The 13,990-nt window shown below is 64.1% G+C and carries 13 protein-coding genes and 1 pseudogene; 5 read left to right on the forward strand and 9 right to left on the reverse strand.

Annotation, left to right across the window (positions count from 1 at the left end; genetic code table 11):
- From BFE01S_RS40820 to BFE01S_RS30725, 6 genes and pseudogenes are all read right to left on the reverse strand, one after another.
- Window positions 1-415, reverse strand: a pseudogene (locus BFE01S_RS40820) (formimidoylglutamate deiminase); the annotation flags it as partial.
- A gap of 69 nt (window positions 416-484) precedes the next feature.
- Entirely contained in the window at window positions 485-1,099 is a 615-nt protein-coding gene (locus BFE01S_RS30705) for a HutD/Ves family protein (RefSeq protein WP_028228801.1), read from the reverse strand.
- A gap of 46 nt (window positions 1,100-1,145) precedes the next feature.
- Window positions 1,146-1,913 (reverse strand): amino acid ABC transporter ATP-binding protein, encoded by a 768-nt coding sequence (locus BFE01S_RS30710; RefSeq protein WP_028228802.1) that lies wholly within the window; start codon window positions 1,911-1,913, stop codon window positions 1,146-1,148.
- Complete coding sequence (locus BFE01S_RS30715) at window positions 1,910-2,578, reverse strand: amino acid ABC transporter permease (protein ID WP_028228803.1); 669 nt, start codon at window positions 2,576-2,578, stop codon at window positions 1,910-1,912. The genes BFE01S_RS30710 and BFE01S_RS30715 overlap by 4 nt, the downstream gene beginning before the upstream one ends.
- 17 nt (window positions 2,579-2,595) lie before the next feature.
- Window positions 2,596-3,351 (reverse strand): transporter substrate-binding domain-containing protein, encoded by a 756-nt coding sequence (locus tag BFE01S_RS30720; protein ID WP_028228804.1) that lies wholly within the window; start codon window positions 3,349-3,351, stop codon window positions 2,596-2,598.
- A 45-nt stretch (window positions 3,352-3,396) separates the two neighbouring features.
- Window positions 3,397-4,146 (reverse strand): IclR family transcriptional regulator, encoded by a 750-nt coding sequence (locus BFE01S_RS30725; protein WP_028228805.1) that lies wholly within the window; start codon window positions 4,144-4,146, stop codon window positions 3,397-3,399.
- A gap of 577 nt (window positions 4,147-4,723) precedes the next feature.
- Between BFE01S_RS30725 and BFE01S_RS44740 the strand changes: the two genes are divergently transcribed.
- Window positions 4,724-5,056 (forward strand): hypothetical protein, encoded by a 333-nt coding sequence (locus BFE01S_RS44740; RefSeq protein WP_156967215.1) that lies wholly within the window; start codon window positions 4,724-4,726, stop codon window positions 5,054-5,056.
- On the forward strand, window positions 5,053-5,487 hold the full coding sequence (locus BFE01S_RS30730) for a lysozyme inhibitor LprI family protein (RefSeq protein ID WP_028228806.1): 435 nt from the start codon (window positions 5,053-5,055) through the stop codon (window positions 5,485-5,487). The genes BFE01S_RS44740 and BFE01S_RS30730 overlap by 4 nt, the downstream gene beginning before the upstream one ends.
- Window positions 5,488-5,707: 220 nt before the next feature.
- On the opposite strand, the gene BFE01S_RS30740 is transcribed toward BFE01S_RS30730, so the two are convergent.
- From BFE01S_RS30740 to acs, 3 genes are all read right to left on the reverse strand, one after another.
- Window positions 5,708-7,726, reverse strand: a complete 2,019-nt coding sequence (locus tag BFE01S_RS30740) for a sodium:solute symporter family protein (RefSeq protein ID WP_028228807.1) — start codon at window positions 7,724-7,726, stop codon at window positions 5,708-5,710.
- The gene (locus tag BFE01S_RS40825) at window positions 7,723-8,088 is read right to left on the reverse strand and encodes a DUF4212 domain-containing protein (protein WP_028228808.1); all 366 of its coding nucleotides are present in this window, start codon (window positions 8,086-8,088) and stop codon (window positions 7,723-7,725) included. Before BFE01S_RS40825 ends, BFE01S_RS30740 begins: the two co-directional genes overlap by 4 nt.
- 132 nt (window positions 8,089-8,220) lie before the next feature.
- A complete protein-coding gene (gene acs / locus BFE01S_RS30750; RefSeq protein WP_028228809.1) occupies window positions 8,221-10,203 on the reverse strand; it encodes an acetate--CoA ligase in 1,983 nt (660 codons plus the stop codon).
- A gap of 366 nt (window positions 10,204-10,569) precedes the next feature.
- Here acs and BFE01S_RS30755 point away from each other — a divergent pair, with 366 nt between their 5' ends.
- The 3 genes from BFE01S_RS30755 (at window position 10,570) to BFE01S_RS30765 (ending at window position 13,941) form a co-directional block, all read left to right on the forward strand.
- Window positions 10,570-11,460 carry a DMT family transporter gene (locus BFE01S_RS30755; protein ID WP_028228810.1) on the forward strand — a complete coding sequence of 297 codons (891 nt, stop codon included), beginning with the start codon at window positions 10,570-10,572 and terminating at the stop codon, window positions 11,458-11,460.
- A 284-nt stretch (window positions 11,461-11,744) separates the two neighbouring features.
- The gene (locus BFE01S_RS30760; RefSeq protein ID WP_028228811.1) at window positions 11,745-12,335 is read left to right on the forward strand and encodes a TIGR00645 family protein; all 591 of its coding nucleotides are present in this window, start codon (window positions 11,745-11,747) and stop codon (window positions 12,333-12,335) included.
- Between the two features lie 82 nt (window positions 12,336-12,417).
- A complete protein-coding gene (locus tag BFE01S_RS30765; protein WP_028228812.1) occupies window positions 12,418-13,941 on the forward strand; it encodes a fumarate hydratase in 1,524 nt (507 codons plus the stop codon).
- Window positions 13,942-13,990 lie beyond the last annotated feature (49 nt).

A 13,990-nucleotide genomic window follows, 5' to 3' on the forward strand; every position in this document is an offset into this window, starting at 1 on the left:
TTTCCGCATGGTGCACGTAGTGGAATTCGCAGACGGACGTATAGCCCGCCTTCAGCATTTCCACATAGAGCCAGCCCGCAATTGCGCCGAGGTCTTCAGGCGTGATGCGCGCGGCGAACCGGTACATGAGGTCGCGCCAGCTCCAGAAGCTGTCGGTGGGGTTCGCGCGATATTCGGTGAGGCCCGCCATCGCGCGTTGAAACGCATGCGAATGAAGATTAGGCATGCCAGGCATAACCGGGCCTGCCGCCTGCGGAACGCCCTCGGGCACGCGGGCGAAATCGGGTGTCACTGCTACGAGACGGCCTGCGTCGTCCCATTCGAGCAGGGCGTTGCGGCGCCAGCCGCCGGGCAGATACGCGTCGGCGGCGAAAAGTGCGCGTCCGGCTGACGTCGCCTTGATGCGGGTATTCATAGTTCGAGATCCGTTGCCGTACAGGTTCTGCCTGGACGGTCTGTGGAAACGTAAGGGGTACGCCTCGGGCTAAGTATCGAGTGCAACGACGAGAAGCACGCCGTCACCGAGCGATTCGATGGGCACCGCGCAGGCCGAGTCCACGCGCAACGTATCGCCCGTCGCCAGGCCGACGAAACCGGCGCCGGCCACGTTGACTTCGAGCGGGCCTTGCGCCGCATGCAGCAACACGGTCTGCGCCGCCACCGTGCGGCGCCCCGCCTCTCGCCATATCTGGAGCCCGCCGCGAACCGCGCCTCGAAGCACCATCAGATTGAAAACGCTCACCGGGCCATCGACAAGCCGCGCATCGACTGCAGATTCCCCGCCAAAGCAGACCGCGTCTCCCGTCAATGCGAGCGCATGACTAAGGCGCGACGTCGGCTCTGCAACGCGTGCTTCGTCAATCAGCAGGCCCGCACCGCTCGCCAGCACGAGTGTCCGGTCGATGTCTGCAAAGCGCGAAAAGGGCCCGTCTTGCGCGATATCCGCCAGACTCGCACGCCATGCAAACGTACTGAGCGACGCGCCCGCTTGTGGGAACGCCACGATCTCGCGCGTGACCCCGTTGCCGTTCTTCCAGGGCGAAGGCACAAGGTCGGCTCCGCGCAGTAGTTCAACCCGCGACGGCAGCGGCTGGCTCATCGCTTGCCCCCTGGCACCAGAATCTCAGCCCGTAAAGAACGCGGCGTCATGCTCGCGTCAGCACGGCTTGCAGAAAAGTCCGCGTACGCGGCTGCGCGGGCGCGGTGAAGATCTCCGAAGGCGGTCCCGCCTCGACGATCTCACCGCCATCCATCACCACCACGACGTCGGCCACCTCCCTCGCGAAACCCATCTCGTGCGTGACAACCACCATGGTCATCCCTTCGGCGGCCAGCAGCTTCATGACCTGCAGCACCTCGCCCACGAGTTCGGGATCGAGCGCCGAAGTCGGCTCATCGAACAGCATGACGCGCGGCTGCATCGCAAGTGCCCGCGCGATCGCCACGCGCTGCTTCTGGCCACCCGAAAGGCTCGCCGGCATGACATGCGCCTTGTGCGCGAGCCCCACTTTTTCGAGCAGAGCTAGCGCGGCCGCTTCCGCGTCGGATTTCGAAGCGCCGCGCAGCATGCGCGGCCCAACCGTAATGTTGTGCAGCACTGACAAATGCGGGAACAGGTTGAACGACTGGAAAACCATGCCGACTTCAGTGCGCAGCGCGTTGAGCGCGCGCTCCTTGAGCATCGCGCCCTCGTTGACGAGACGATGCCCGCAGATGTCGATGGTGCCGCCCTCGGGCTGTTCGAGTCCATTGCAGCAGCGCAGGAAGGTGCTCTTGCCCGAACCGCTCGGGCCGATCACCACCACCACCTGCTGCGGCTGGATATCAAAGTCGATACCGTTCAGCACGCGATGCGAGCCAAACGACTTGGTCAGTCCGCGAATGCGGACGATCGGATCGGGTTTGCTGCTCATTGAACCATCCCTCCTGCGCGCAGACGGCGCTCGACACGATGCAGCACATAGTTGGTTGTCTGCGTGAGGACGAGGTAGACCAGCGCAATCACGATGTACACCTCGAGAGACCGGTACGACACGCTGATGATCTTCTGGCCTTCGTGCATGAGATCGTCGATCGTCAGCAGCGAGACAAGCGCAGAATTCTTGATCAGCGCAATGAACTCGTTGCCGAGCGGCGGAATCATGCGCACGATGGCTTGCGGCAGGATAATCGCGCGCATCGCCTGCCCCGCCGACATGCCGATCGAACGCGCGGCTTCTGTCTGCCCGCGATCGACCGACTGGATCGCGCCACGCACGATTTCCGATACATACGCCGCCGAGTAGAGGCCGAGCCCCAGCATCCCGCAAACGAACGCGGGCAGCAGGATATTGAACTGCGGCAGCCCGAAGAAGAGCAGGAAGAGTTGCACGAGCAGCGGCGTGCCGCGGAAAAAAACGAGGTACGCGGTGCAGAAGCCATAAACGAGGCGTCGCTTTGGCGCAAGCCTCCCGATACCGATCAGGAGTCCTAGCATACAGCTCAGCACGAGCGAGGCTGCGGTCACTTCGACCGTGACCAGTGCGCCGTGCGCGATGTCCGCCCAGCCGGCAATCGCAGGAGAGAAGTCGAGTTGCATGGTTCAATTCTGCCATGTCACTTCGAAGTCGTACTGAACCACTTGTTCACGATCTGCGCATAGGTACCATCCGCCTTGATCTTGGCAAGTGCAGCGTTCAGCGCATCGCGCAGTTGCGGTTCGTCCTTGCGCACGGCGATGCCGTACTCCTCCTTCGTCAGCTCGGTGTCGAGCACGCGAAAGCCGGGCCGCGTGCGTACGAACTGATACGCGGCAGGCTTGCCAGTCACGGCAGCGTCCGCGCGGCCGATACCGACGAGGTCGAACATCTCCTGATTCTTTTCTACCTCGACGCGCGTGACCTTCGGGTAGTTGTCGCGCAGGTAATTCACCGACTTCGTGCCGACCTGTACCGATACCTTCTTGCCGTCGAGATCGGCCAGCGTCTTGATAGGCGAATCGGCCTTGACGAGCGCGACGAGCCCCCCTCTGAAGTAGGGCTGGGTGAAGTCCACGACCTGGCTGCGTTCTGGCGTGATGTAAATGCCCGAGATCGCAGCGTCGAAGCGATGTGCGATCAGCCCGGGAATCAAGCCTTTGAAGTCGATGTCGGTCCACTGGACCTGCTTGCCCATCGCTTTCGCCAGCGCGTTCATGAGGTCAACGTCGAAACCGGTACGCTGGCCGTCCTGGGTGAACTCCATCGGCGGGAAGGTCGCATCGGTTGCGACCTGGAGCACGTTCGCAGACTGCGCCCGGACGGTAGCCGGCGCGGCAGCGGCGAACATCGCCGCGAAGAGGCAGGCAGCGGACAGAATTTTATGCAGTTTCATGGCAGGACTCCTTATTGGATGGTTCTTGCATCGGGTGGCTGAACGTCAATCGGCTTGCAGCCTGGCGGAAATGGAGTGAGCCGTGCGCAAGGTCCAGTCGGCTAGCTGCAGCTCCCGACCGGCCACACGCGAAGACGGCGCCATCAAGGTGATCGAAGCGTTCGCAACCGCGCCGCGCGCGCTGCGCCGGAACACGGGGGCGCTCACGCCCCACACGCCCGGATCGACTTCGCTGTCGCTCACGGCATAGCCTCGAGCCCGGATCTGGTCCAGCTCTGCATCGATGGCGGCACGCCCCTGCGTGTCCGGGCCGAAGACACGGTCCAGTGTTTCGGCGCGCAATTTCTCGGGCAAAAATGCGAGCAACGACTTCGCCGAAGCACCGGCCTTGAGCGGAACCGCCCGTCCCTTTTCGAATGAGCAGCGCAAAGAATGGGGGCTCTCTACCATTTCGAGGCAGATCACCTGATCGTTGAGCACGACAACCAGCCCGACACTTTCCTGCGATGCCCGCGCGAGCTGGCGCATGCCTTCGCGGCTCGCTTCGACGAGCAGCGAATTGATGTCGAAGCCAAGTGCGAGCTGCAGACTCACCGGACCTGGCGCGTAGTAGCCCGAGTCCTCGGTCACGAAGCCCCAACGCTTGAGCAGCGCGATCTGGCGGTAGAGCGTGCTCTGGGCGAGCCCCGTGGTGCCGAGCATGTCCTTCACGGACATGGCCTTGCCATGGCTGGCGAGCGCCGTGAGGACCAGCAGCAGCCGCTCGGCACCGGTAACGCCGGGTTCCTGGTTCATCGGGAGAAAAAAGCCGAAATTGATGCAGTGAGCATGCCACGCGACTCCCGCAATTCAAAAATGTAATTCTCATTGGGTGAGAATCAAGGGTGAGGGTTTCCACCAATGCGGCAGGCGAGGTGCATTGGGCAAATCAGGGAAATAGGCGGGAGGCCCTGCGGCAGGCTTGCGTGGAAGGAGAGGAAATCAGGCAGTCCGGAAACGTACGGACTGTATGGTCAGGGAAAATCAGCGCTGCAGTATCGGCGCCGCGCCGTCGCACGGATGCCGGATGTAATCGACAAGCGCCGCCGTATAACCCCGTATGTAACGTTCCGCCGCATTCGCGGCGTGCGAAACGCAGCGTACAACTGGTGACTACCCGACACCCGAACCACGGGTGGTGATTGAACCCGCGTTGCGGTAGGCCCTCTCTGAGCCTTTCGGCGGTCGCACATCGTTGATGTTCGATCAACCCGGCCAATAAAACCAGGCAGCCGGTCCAAGCCAATTGAAGTCGCATCGTATTGTCCGATGCTAAGGTACTTCAGCCACGCGATCATCACGGAACACGAGCAGCATGTTGAGAGGACAACCGATGGCAAACGAAAATATGGGATTGATTCAGCCTGGCTGGGCCGCATTGCCCACCCGGGAACAAGCGGCCATGGCCCACTACAACGATCTGGCAAACAACTGTACCTACGGTGTGGGAACACTCGCCCACACCGGACCCTGCACGCCCGAAGAACTGCGCCGCCCGGTCACGATCTCCGAAGTCAATGCACAACTCGTTGTTCGCGTCAGTCGAGCGGAGTCCCACGTGCGCAGAACCGTGACACAACGCGCGATTTCCCGCGGTCCGCTCGACCGGCTCGTCAGTCGACGACATCTCGAAGCTGCTCCGTTCCAACCGCAGAGGGCTCGATGAAAAGGTACACCCTCTGGCTGCTTATGCTGGCATCAGTGGCTGCGCATGCAGACCAGACCCCGACCGACGAAATCTCGGCACGCAGCGGGCTGCCGGCTAGCAAGGTTGCCGCGCTGCTCAATGACTGTGATGCGAGCCAAACCAGCATGAACTTCTGCGCATGGCGTGACCAGATTGTCGCGGAGCATGAGTTGCAGAAGGTCCTGGACAAGCAGATCGAAGAGCATCCGGAGCACAAGGCCGCATTGGAGGAAAAAATCGCGAGGTGGAAGAAGGCCCGCGATGCTTCGTGTGAGAAGTCGGCGCGCAAGGAATGGGGCGACGGATCCATGCGTCCGGCCGCGCAAGCTATTTGCGCGACTGCGGCAACAAAACGGATGACAAGAAAACTTTCAATCGGCCCAGTAAACCGCCCCCCATCCAACCCTTAGCGATACTCATCAATCTCCACCGCACCGCCCAGCGATTCCATCAACGCGAGGATATCGGCAGGCACGTCAGGCACGCGGTCGCCGAGACAGTTGATCCCCATTGTCGATCCCGTTAATCAGCCCAATCGTTCAAGTCTGCGATATCGCCACCATCGAACCACACGTTGCCGTTGTCACGCCCTCACGCATCATAAGCAGTTTCAATGCTGGCGAACAATCCCTAAGGATGCCGAATATAATCCACCAATGCCTCCGTATAACCATCCGGCCGCCGATCCAGAAGGCTCACGACGATCGCCGCAAGAAACCCCGCCGGCACCCCGAACACCCCCGAGCTGATCGGCTCGATCCCGAACCACCTCCCCCCCTCAAACCCCGTCAGTTCCGTAAAGAACGGATAAGTCGCCACGATGTAATAAACGCACACCGCCAGCCCCGCAATCATCCCCGCCACCGCCCCCAATCGCGTCGTCCGCTTCCAGAACACCCCCAGCACGAGCACCGGAAACAGACTCGAAGCCGCCAGCGAAAACGCCGCGCCCACGAGAAACAGAATATTCCCGGTATTGAGCGAAGCCACCCACGAAGCGAACAGCGCCACCCCGAGCAGCAGAATCTTCGACATCGTCACGCGCCGCTGGCTCGAAGCCTCCGGATCGACCATGTGGTAATACACGTCGTGCGAGAGCACGTTGGAGATCGTGAGCAGCAACCCGTCCGCGGTCGAGAGCGCAGCCGCGAGCGCGCCGGAAGCAATGAGCCCCGACATCACATACGGCAGCCCCGCAATCTCGGGCGCCGCCAGCACGACCATATCGGGCTGCATCTGAATATCGCCCCAGCGCACGATACCGTCGCCATTCACGTCGGTAATGCTGATGAGATACGGTTCGAAGCGCCGCCACTGCATGACCCAATGCGGCAGATCGTCGATACGCTGCCCCACCAGATGCGAAAGGATCTCGTACTTGATCAGCACCGCCAGCACCGGCACGGTCAAATAGAAGATCGCGACGAAGAAGAGCGTCCACCCCACCGAACGCCGCGCCGATGCCACCGAGGTCGTCGTGTTGTAGCGCGTGAGAATATGCGGCAGGCTCGCCGTGCCGAGCGAGAGGCACAGCAGCAGCGAAAGGAAGTTGCGCTGATGAATGCGCCTCGCCTCTTCGTTCGCGGCCGGAAACGGCTCGTGCATGGGCACCGGAGTCGCCGCGCGCGCAAGCAGGTCGTCGCGCATTTGCGTCCACACCACGCGCGCCGCTTCCGGGTCGTGCGGGAACGCCGCCAGTTCGCGCTCTTGCGAATCGATCTCGCGCAGCGGCCCGTTGTGGCGACGCAGGTTCGCGAGCGTGTCCGCAATGCGGTTGCGCTCCTCCCTATACGACTGCGGCAGCGTATCGAGCCGCGACTGCCAGACCGCCGCGCGCCGCCGGTATTCGTCGCGCACGCTCTGCTCGGCGTTAGCGTCGCGGACGTTGCCCTCCAGCGTTTCCACCCGCTCCATCAGGTGGCCGTAGTCGAACTGCGGCAGCCAGCTCAATCCATCTCGATGCGCGATCAACGAAACGGGAATCAGGATCGCCGCAATCAGGATGATGTATTGCGCAACCTGGGTCCACGTCACCGCGCGCATGCCGCCCAAAAACGAGCACACGAGTATGCCCGCGAGCCCGCAGAAAATGCCGATGGCAAAATCCACGCCGATGAAGCGCATCGCAATCAGCCCCACGCCCTGGATCTGCGCGACGAGGTAGACGAACGAGCACAGGATGGTGGCGAGCACGGCGAGCGCGCGCACGAGGTTACTGGAGAAGCGCGTGCCGAGGAAATCGGCGATCGTGTAGCGCGCGAGCTTGCGCACGTAGGGTGCGAGCAGGAACGCGACGAGGCAGTAGCCGCCGGTCCAGCCCATCATGTACGCGAGGCCGTCGTAGCCGCTGGCGTAGAGCGAGCCCGCGAGCCCGATGAACGATGCCGCCGAAAGCCAGTCCGCCGCCGTGGCCATGCCGTTGAAGAACGATGGCACGCGGCGCCCCGCTACGTAGTACTCCACGAGATCCGAGGTGCGCGAGAGCAGGCCGATCACGGCATACACGGCGATCGGCACGAACAGGAACACATAACCGATCCACATGCCGGGACCGGTCACGAGTTCGATGCGCCACATCACATACACGAAGGCGAGAAAGCCGAGCGTGTAGAGCGCATACGAGCGGATCAACCGGTGCGCCAGCCTCATCGTTGCGGCGCCTTGCCGGCTTCGCGGATCGCGAGATCGGCTTCGAGCGCAGCCTGCAGTTCGCGGTCGGCGCGCTGCATCAGCAGGATATAGACGGCCACCAGCAGCACGTACACCAGAATCGCGCCCTGGGCGCCGACATAGAACGGCAGAGAAAAACCCGCGAAGCGCACGGTCGCAAGCGTGCGGGCAAAGAGCGGCACGACGAACGAGACGGCGAAGCCGATCGTCATGAGCACCGCGATCAACGCCATGTTGAAGCGCCAGTAGCGCCGATGGGCGAGCGCCATCGCCTCGCTGACCGGCGGCGGCTCAGGCAGGGGATTGACGTTGTTCCGGGGGGTAGGGTGTCGCGCGGCCATGCGCCTGTGTAGCAAAAACGCGCAGGGCCGGCAATCGGGAACAACCGGGGGGCGATCGGGGGGCGATCGGGGGGCTACCGGGGGGCGGCCGGACGCCATGCGTCCTGAGTCAAGCCCCCCGTTGGCAAACCGTTACAGCGACTCGCCGAGCTGATCGAGAATCGCCGGGTTTTCCAGCGTGGAGACGTCCTGCGTAATCGCCTCGCCCTTGGCGAGCGAGCGCAGCAGGCGCCGCATGATCTTGCCCGAGCGCGTCTTCGGCAGGTTCTCGCCGAAGCGGATGTCGCGCGGCTTGGCGATCGGCCCGATCTCCTTGCCCACCCACGCGCGCAGTTCGTTGGCAAGCTTCACGGCATCCTCGCCCTGCGGCCGCGTGCTCTTGAGCACGACGAACGCCACCACCGCTTCGCCCGTCGTGTCGTCGGGGCGGCCCACCACGGCCGCTTCCGCCACGAGCGGGTTCGCCACCAGCGCCGACTCGATTTCCATCGTGCCGAGGCGGTGGCCCGAAACGTTCAGCACGTCGTCGATCCGGCCCATGATCGTGAAGTAGCCCGTTTCCTTGTCGCGCACGCTGCCGTCACCGGCCAGATACAGCTTGCCGCCCAGTTCCTCGGGGAAGTAGCCCGACTTGTAGCGCTCGGGCTGGCCCCACACGTTGCGGATCATCGAAGGCCACGGGCGCTTGACGACGAGAATGCCGCCCTGCCCGTTCGGCACGTCCTGGCCGGTTTCGTCCACGATCGCGGCCATGATGCCCGGCAGCGGCAGCGTGCACGAACCCGGCACGAGCGGCGTGGCGCCCGGCAGCGGCGTGATCATGTGGCCGCCGGTTTCGGTTTGCCACCACGTATCGACGATCGGACAGCGCGAGCCGCCCACGTTCTCGTAATACCAGACCCAGGCTTCGGGGTTGATCGGCTCGCCCACCGTGCCGAGTATGCGCAGCGAGGAGAGGTCGTAGCTCTTCGGATGCACCTTCGCATCGGCTTCGGACATCTTGATGAGCGAGCGGATGGCCGTAGGCGCCGTGTAGAACAGCGTGACCTTGTGCTTCGCGATCATGTCCCAGAAGCGGCCCGCGTTCGGGTAGGTGGGCACGCCCTCGAACACCAGCTGGGTCGCGCCGATGGAGAGCGGGCCGTAGGCGATATAGCTGTGGCCCGTGATCCAGCCGATGTCGGCCGTGCACCAGAATACGTCGGCGGGCTGGTAGTCGAAGGTCCACTTCATGGTCTGCGCCGCCCACAGCAGGTAGCCGCCCGTGCTGTGCTGCACGCCCTTCGGCTTGCCCGTGGAGCCGGACGTGTAGAGGATGAAGAGCGGATGCTCGGCGCCGACCGGCACCGGTGCGCAGATATCGCTCTCGGCATCGGCCAGTTCGTGCATCCAGCAGTCGCGGCCTTCGTGCCATGCCACCTTGCCGCCCGTGCGCCTGTAGACGATCACGCTCGTCACGGCTTCGCAGCCGCCCATCGCGATCGCTTCGTCGGCAATGTTCTTGAGCGGCAGCGCCTTGCCGCCGCGCATCTGTTCGTCGGCGGTGATGAGCGCCACGGCGCCCACGTCCACCATGCGCTCATTGAGCGACTTCGACGAGAACCCGCCGAACACCACCGAGTGCGTGGCGCCGATGCGCGCGCAGGCCTGCATCGCGACGATGCCTTCGACCGACATGGGCATGTAGATCACCACGCGGTCGCCCTTCTTCACGCCGCGCTTCTTCAGCGCGTTTGCAAAGCGCGAGACGCGCGCGAGCAGGTCCTGGTAGGTGATGCGGGTGACGGTGCCGTCGTCGGCTTCGAAGATCACGGCCACGCGTTCGCCGTTGCCGGCTTCGACGTGACGGTCGAGGCTGTTGTACGAGGCGTTGAGTTCGCCGTCTTCGAACCATGTGTAGAACGGCGCTTTCGATTCGTCCAGTACCTTCGTGAACGGCTTCTGCCAGGTCAGGGTTTCGCGCGCGAGCCGCGCCCAGAAGCCTTCGTAATCGCGTTCGGCTTCGGCGACGAGCGCCTTGTAGGCGTCCATGCCGGACACGGTGGCATTCGCCACGGCTTGTGCGGAAGGCGCGAAAACGCGGCGCTCCTGAAGAACCGATTCAATCGCAGACATCGACAACCCCTTGGTGAAGATGAAACGTAAAACGTGTAGATACGCGCCGCGCTTTTCGTAGCGGAGCGCGCACCGTCTCCATACCGCCTCGTCCTGGCGTGCGCCCAAATGGGCACCGCAGGACGGCGGCGCTGTTGTTCCTGCTGCCCGCACCGGCTTGCGCGCGTGACGATGCGGCAACGCAGCATACATGGACCGCCGGCAAGGCCGCTCTGTCCATGGCGCCTAGATTAAGCGTAGCAACTTACCGGCCACTTACGTAACACAACTTCGCGGCCCAACCCGGCAGCCTCGCCCGATAAGTCTGTGACGCGGAAGTAAGCAGGCATTTAGAATGCTAACTGAACTGTGTGTCCGGATTCCAGCTTGAACCGCTATTCTCTCTTCCTCGTCGCCGCCATGCTGCTGGTGGGCAGCAATGTCGGCATCGGCAAGTCGATCGTCGCTTTCGTTCCCGTTCCGCTCTTCGCGCTGCTGCGTTTCGTCATCGCGCTCGCGGTGCTCGGCCCGCTGCTGCGCATGGCGAAGATGCGGCGCGTGAAGCGCGGCGAATGGATCAATCTGTTTTTGCAGGCCCTGTTCGGTACATTCGGGTTTACGCTGCTCATGCTCGGCGGCGTGCATCGCACGAGCGCCGTCGCGGCCGGCGTCATCACGAGCACGATCCCGGCCGTGGTCGCCCTCTTCTCGTGGCTCTTCCTGCGCGAGCGCCCGGACGGCCGCGCGCTCGCCTCGATCGTGCTCGCCATCGCGGGCATCGCCGTCATCAACCTGGCGCACGCCGACGCAGGCGGCTCGCCGCAGTCGTTCGCCGGCAATCTGATGGTGCTCGGCGCGGTGTGCTGCGAATCGCTCTACGTGATCCTCTCGCGCCGCCTCACACAGACGCTCGAACCCCTCGACATCTGCGCCTACACGCATCTGTTCGGCTTGCTGCTGATGCTGCCCGTGGGCCTGCCTTACGCACTCTCGTTCGATTATTCAGCGGTGCCCGCCGGCATCTGGGAGCTCTCGCTGTGGTACGGGCTTTCCGCCAGCATTTTCTCGTTCTGCCTCTGGATGAAGGGCATCCGGCACGTGCCGGGCAGCGTCGCGGGCGTGTTCACAGCCGTGCTGCCCGTGGCCGCCGCGCTCTACGGGATCGCCTTCCTCGGCGAGCGGCCCACGCCCGCGCACGGCGTCGCGCTCGCCTGCGTGATCACCGGCATCGCCCTCGCGAGCGTGAAGACGAAGCGGCTGCCGCCCGTCGCGTCCTGAGGCCGCGGCCCCAGCGGCCGGGCCGGGTTGGCGCCGGGTTGGCACCGCGGCCGGATTCGCAGCAGGGCTCACCGTCTGGGCCACGCTCGCTCCAAGGCTGCGCCACGGACGCCTCCCGCGCAGTCCGCCTTGCCCGTGAGCCGGCGAACCGCCGCGCCGACGCTGTACAATAGCGCGCGCCCGGCCCCATGCGGCGCGCATCCGCCGGTGGCGCCTCCATGCGCCGCCGCAGGCGGACAGCGCAGCCCCGCGGCCCGGCCCGATTAATCCCCACGTGATCGCCCATGTCCGCTGCACGTCCCTCGCCGCTTCCGCGCCGCACGCGCCTGCTGCCGCGCGTCATCTTCATGAGCCGCTGGCTCCAGGTGCCGCTCTACCTCGGCCTGATCGTCGCGCAGGCGGTCTACTGCGTGCTGTTCCTGAAGGAGGTCTGGCACCTCGTCACGCATGCCATGTCGCTCGACGAGACCAGCGTCATGCTCGCCGTGCTCGGCCTGATCGACGTGGTGATGATCTCGAACCTGCTCATCATGGTGATCGTGGGCGGCTACGAAACCTTCGTCTCGCGCATGGGCCTGGAAGGCCATCCCGACGAGCCCGAGTGGCTCGATCACGTGAACGCCGGCGTGCTGAAGGTGAAGCTCGCCATGGCGCTCATCAGCATTTCGTCGATTCATCTGCTCAAGACCTTCATCAATCCCGATGCTGTCTCCCCGCATACCGTGATGTGGCAGGTGATCATCCACGCCGCGTTCCTCGTTTCCGCGCTCGTCATGGCGTGGATCGACCGCCTCACCACGCACACGCACCCCGAGCACTACCAGGACCTCGCCGCGCGCCATCCGGTGCGAGCGGATGCCGTCGCGCCGGAGTGAGCACGCCGGCACGCCACTCCGGCCCACGAAACGCGCCACACGATACCGATTCAAAACACCCAGTCCCCACTGAAGCCTAGCCATGACCGTCATCAAACAGGAAGACCTGATCCAGAGCATTGCGGATTCGCTGCAGCACATCAGCTACTACCATCCGCAGGATTACATCGAGGCGCTCGGCCGCGCGTACGAGCTTGAAGAAAGCCCGGCCGCGAAGGACGCGATCGCGCAGATCCTCACGAACAGCCGCATGTGCGCCGAAGGCCGCCGCCCGATCTGCCAGGACACCGGCATCGTCACAATCTTCGTGAAGGTCGGCATGGACGTGCGCTGGGACGGCGCGACGATGGGCGTCACCGACATGATCAACGAAGGCGTGCGCCGCGGTTATCTGAACCCGGACAACGTGCTGCGCGCCTCGATCGTGAGCCCGCCCGAAGGCGGCCGCAAGAACACGAAGGACAACACGCCGGCCGTGATCCACTACGAGATCGTGCCGGGCGACAAGGTGGACGTTCAAGTGGCGGCCAAGGGCGGCGGCTCGGAAAACAAGTCGAAGTTCGTGATGCTGAACCCGTCCGACTCCATCGTGGACTGGGTGCTCAAGACCGTGCCGACGATGGGCGCGGGCTGGTGCCCGCCGGGCATGCTCGGCATCGGCATCGGCGGCACCGCTGAAAAGGCGATGCTGATGGCCAAGGAATCGCTGATGGAGTCCATCGACATCCAGGACATCATCAAGCGCGGCCCGAAGGACTGGATCGAAGAACTGCGCGTCGAGCTGCACGAGAAGGTCAACGCGCTCGGCATCGGCGCGCAGGGTCTCGGCGGCCTCGCCACCGTGCTCGACGTGAAGATTCACGCGGCGCCCACGCATGCGGCTTCGAAGCCCGTCGCGATGATCCCGAACTGCGCCGCCACGCGCCACGCGCACTTCGTGCTGGACGGCTCGGGCCCGGCGAAACTCGAAGCGCCCTCGCTCGACGCCTGGCCCAAGGTCAACTGGGAGCCGAATACGGAAACCAGCAAGCGCGTGGATCTGAACACGCTCACGCCGGAAGAAGTGGCTTCGTGGAAGCCGGGCCAGACGCTGCTGCTCTCGGGCAAGATGCTCACGGGCCGCGACGCCGCGCACAAGCGCATCGCCGACATGCTGGCGAAGGGCGAAAAGCTGCCGGTGGACTTCAGGAACCGCGTGATCTACTACGTCGGCCCGGTCGATCCGGTGCGCGACGAAGTGGTGGGCCCGGCCGGCCCCACCACTGCCACGCGCATGGACAAGTTCACGGAAACGATGCTCGCGCAAACGGGCCTCATCTCGATGGTCGGCAAGGCCGAGCGCGGCCCCGTTGCCATCGAGTCGATCAAGAAGCACAAGGCCGCGTACCTCATGGCCGTGGGCGGCGCCGCCTACCTCGTTTCGAAGGCGATCCGCGGCTCGAAGGTTCTCGCGTTCGAAGACCTCGGCATGGAAGCGATCTACGAGTTCGACGTGCAGGACATGCCGGTCACGGTGGCCGTCGATTCGTCGGGCACCTCGGTGCACAAGACCGGCCCCGCCGAATGGCAGGCAAAGATCGGCAAGATTCCGGTTGCGACGGCCTGATGCCAGGCCATCGGTTCGTACCGATGCACAAAACCGGGGCCTCGCGCCC

The sequence above is a fragment of the Paraburkholderia ferrariae NBRC 106233 genome (assembly GCF_000685035.1).
GTDB classification, from domain to species: domain Bacteria; phylum Pseudomonadota; class Gammaproteobacteria; order Burkholderiales; family Burkholderiaceae; genus Paraburkholderia; species Paraburkholderia ferrariae.

Coding starts and splice junctions, on each gene's coding strand:
- BFE01S_RS30740 (WP_028228807.1), bottom strand. CDS start 7,726: ATGAGGCTGGCGCACCGGTTGATCCGCTCGTATGCGCTCTACACGCTC.
- BFE01S_RS30720 (WP_028228804.1), bottom strand. CDS start 3,351: ATGAAACTGCATAAAATTCTGTCCGCTGCCTGCCTCTTCGCGGCGATG.
- BFE01S_RS30730 (WP_028228806.1), top strand. CDS start 5,053: ATGAAAAGGTACACCCTCTGGCTGCTTATGCTGGCATCAGTGGCTGCG.
- BFE01S_RS40825 (WP_028228808.1), bottom strand. CDS start 8,088: ATGGCCGCGCGACACCCTACCCCCCGGAACAACGTCAATCCCCTGCCT.
- BFE01S_RS30765 (WP_028228812.1), top strand. CDS start 12,418: ATGACCGTCATCAAACAGGAAGACCTGATCCAGAGCATTGCGGATTCG.
- BFE01S_RS30705 (WP_028228801.1), bottom strand. CDS start 1,099: ATGAGCCAGCCGCTGCCGTCGCGGGTTGAACTACTGCGCGGAGCCGAC.
- BFE01S_RS30725 (WP_028228805.1), bottom strand. CDS start 4,146: ATGAACCAGGAACCCGGCGTTACCGGTGCCGAGCGGCTGCTGCTGGTC.
- acs (WP_028228809.1), bottom strand. CDS start 10,203: ATGTCTGCGATTGAATCGGTTCTTCAGGAGCGCCGCGTTTTCGCGCCT.
- BFE01S_RS30760 (WP_028228811.1), top strand. CDS start 11,745: ATGTCCGCTGCACGTCCCTCGCCGCTTCCGCGCCGCACGCGCCTGCTG.
- BFE01S_RS44740 (WP_156967215.1), top strand. CDS start 4,724: ATGGCAAACGAAAATATGGGATTGATTCAGCCTGGCTGGGCCGCATTG.
- BFE01S_RS30710 (WP_028228802.1), bottom strand. CDS start 1,913: ATGAGCAGCAAACCCGATCCGATCGTCCGCATTCGCGGACTGACCAAG.
- BFE01S_RS30715 (WP_028228803.1), bottom strand. CDS start 2,578: ATGCAACTCGACTTCTCTCCTGCGATTGCCGGCTGGGCGGACATCGCG.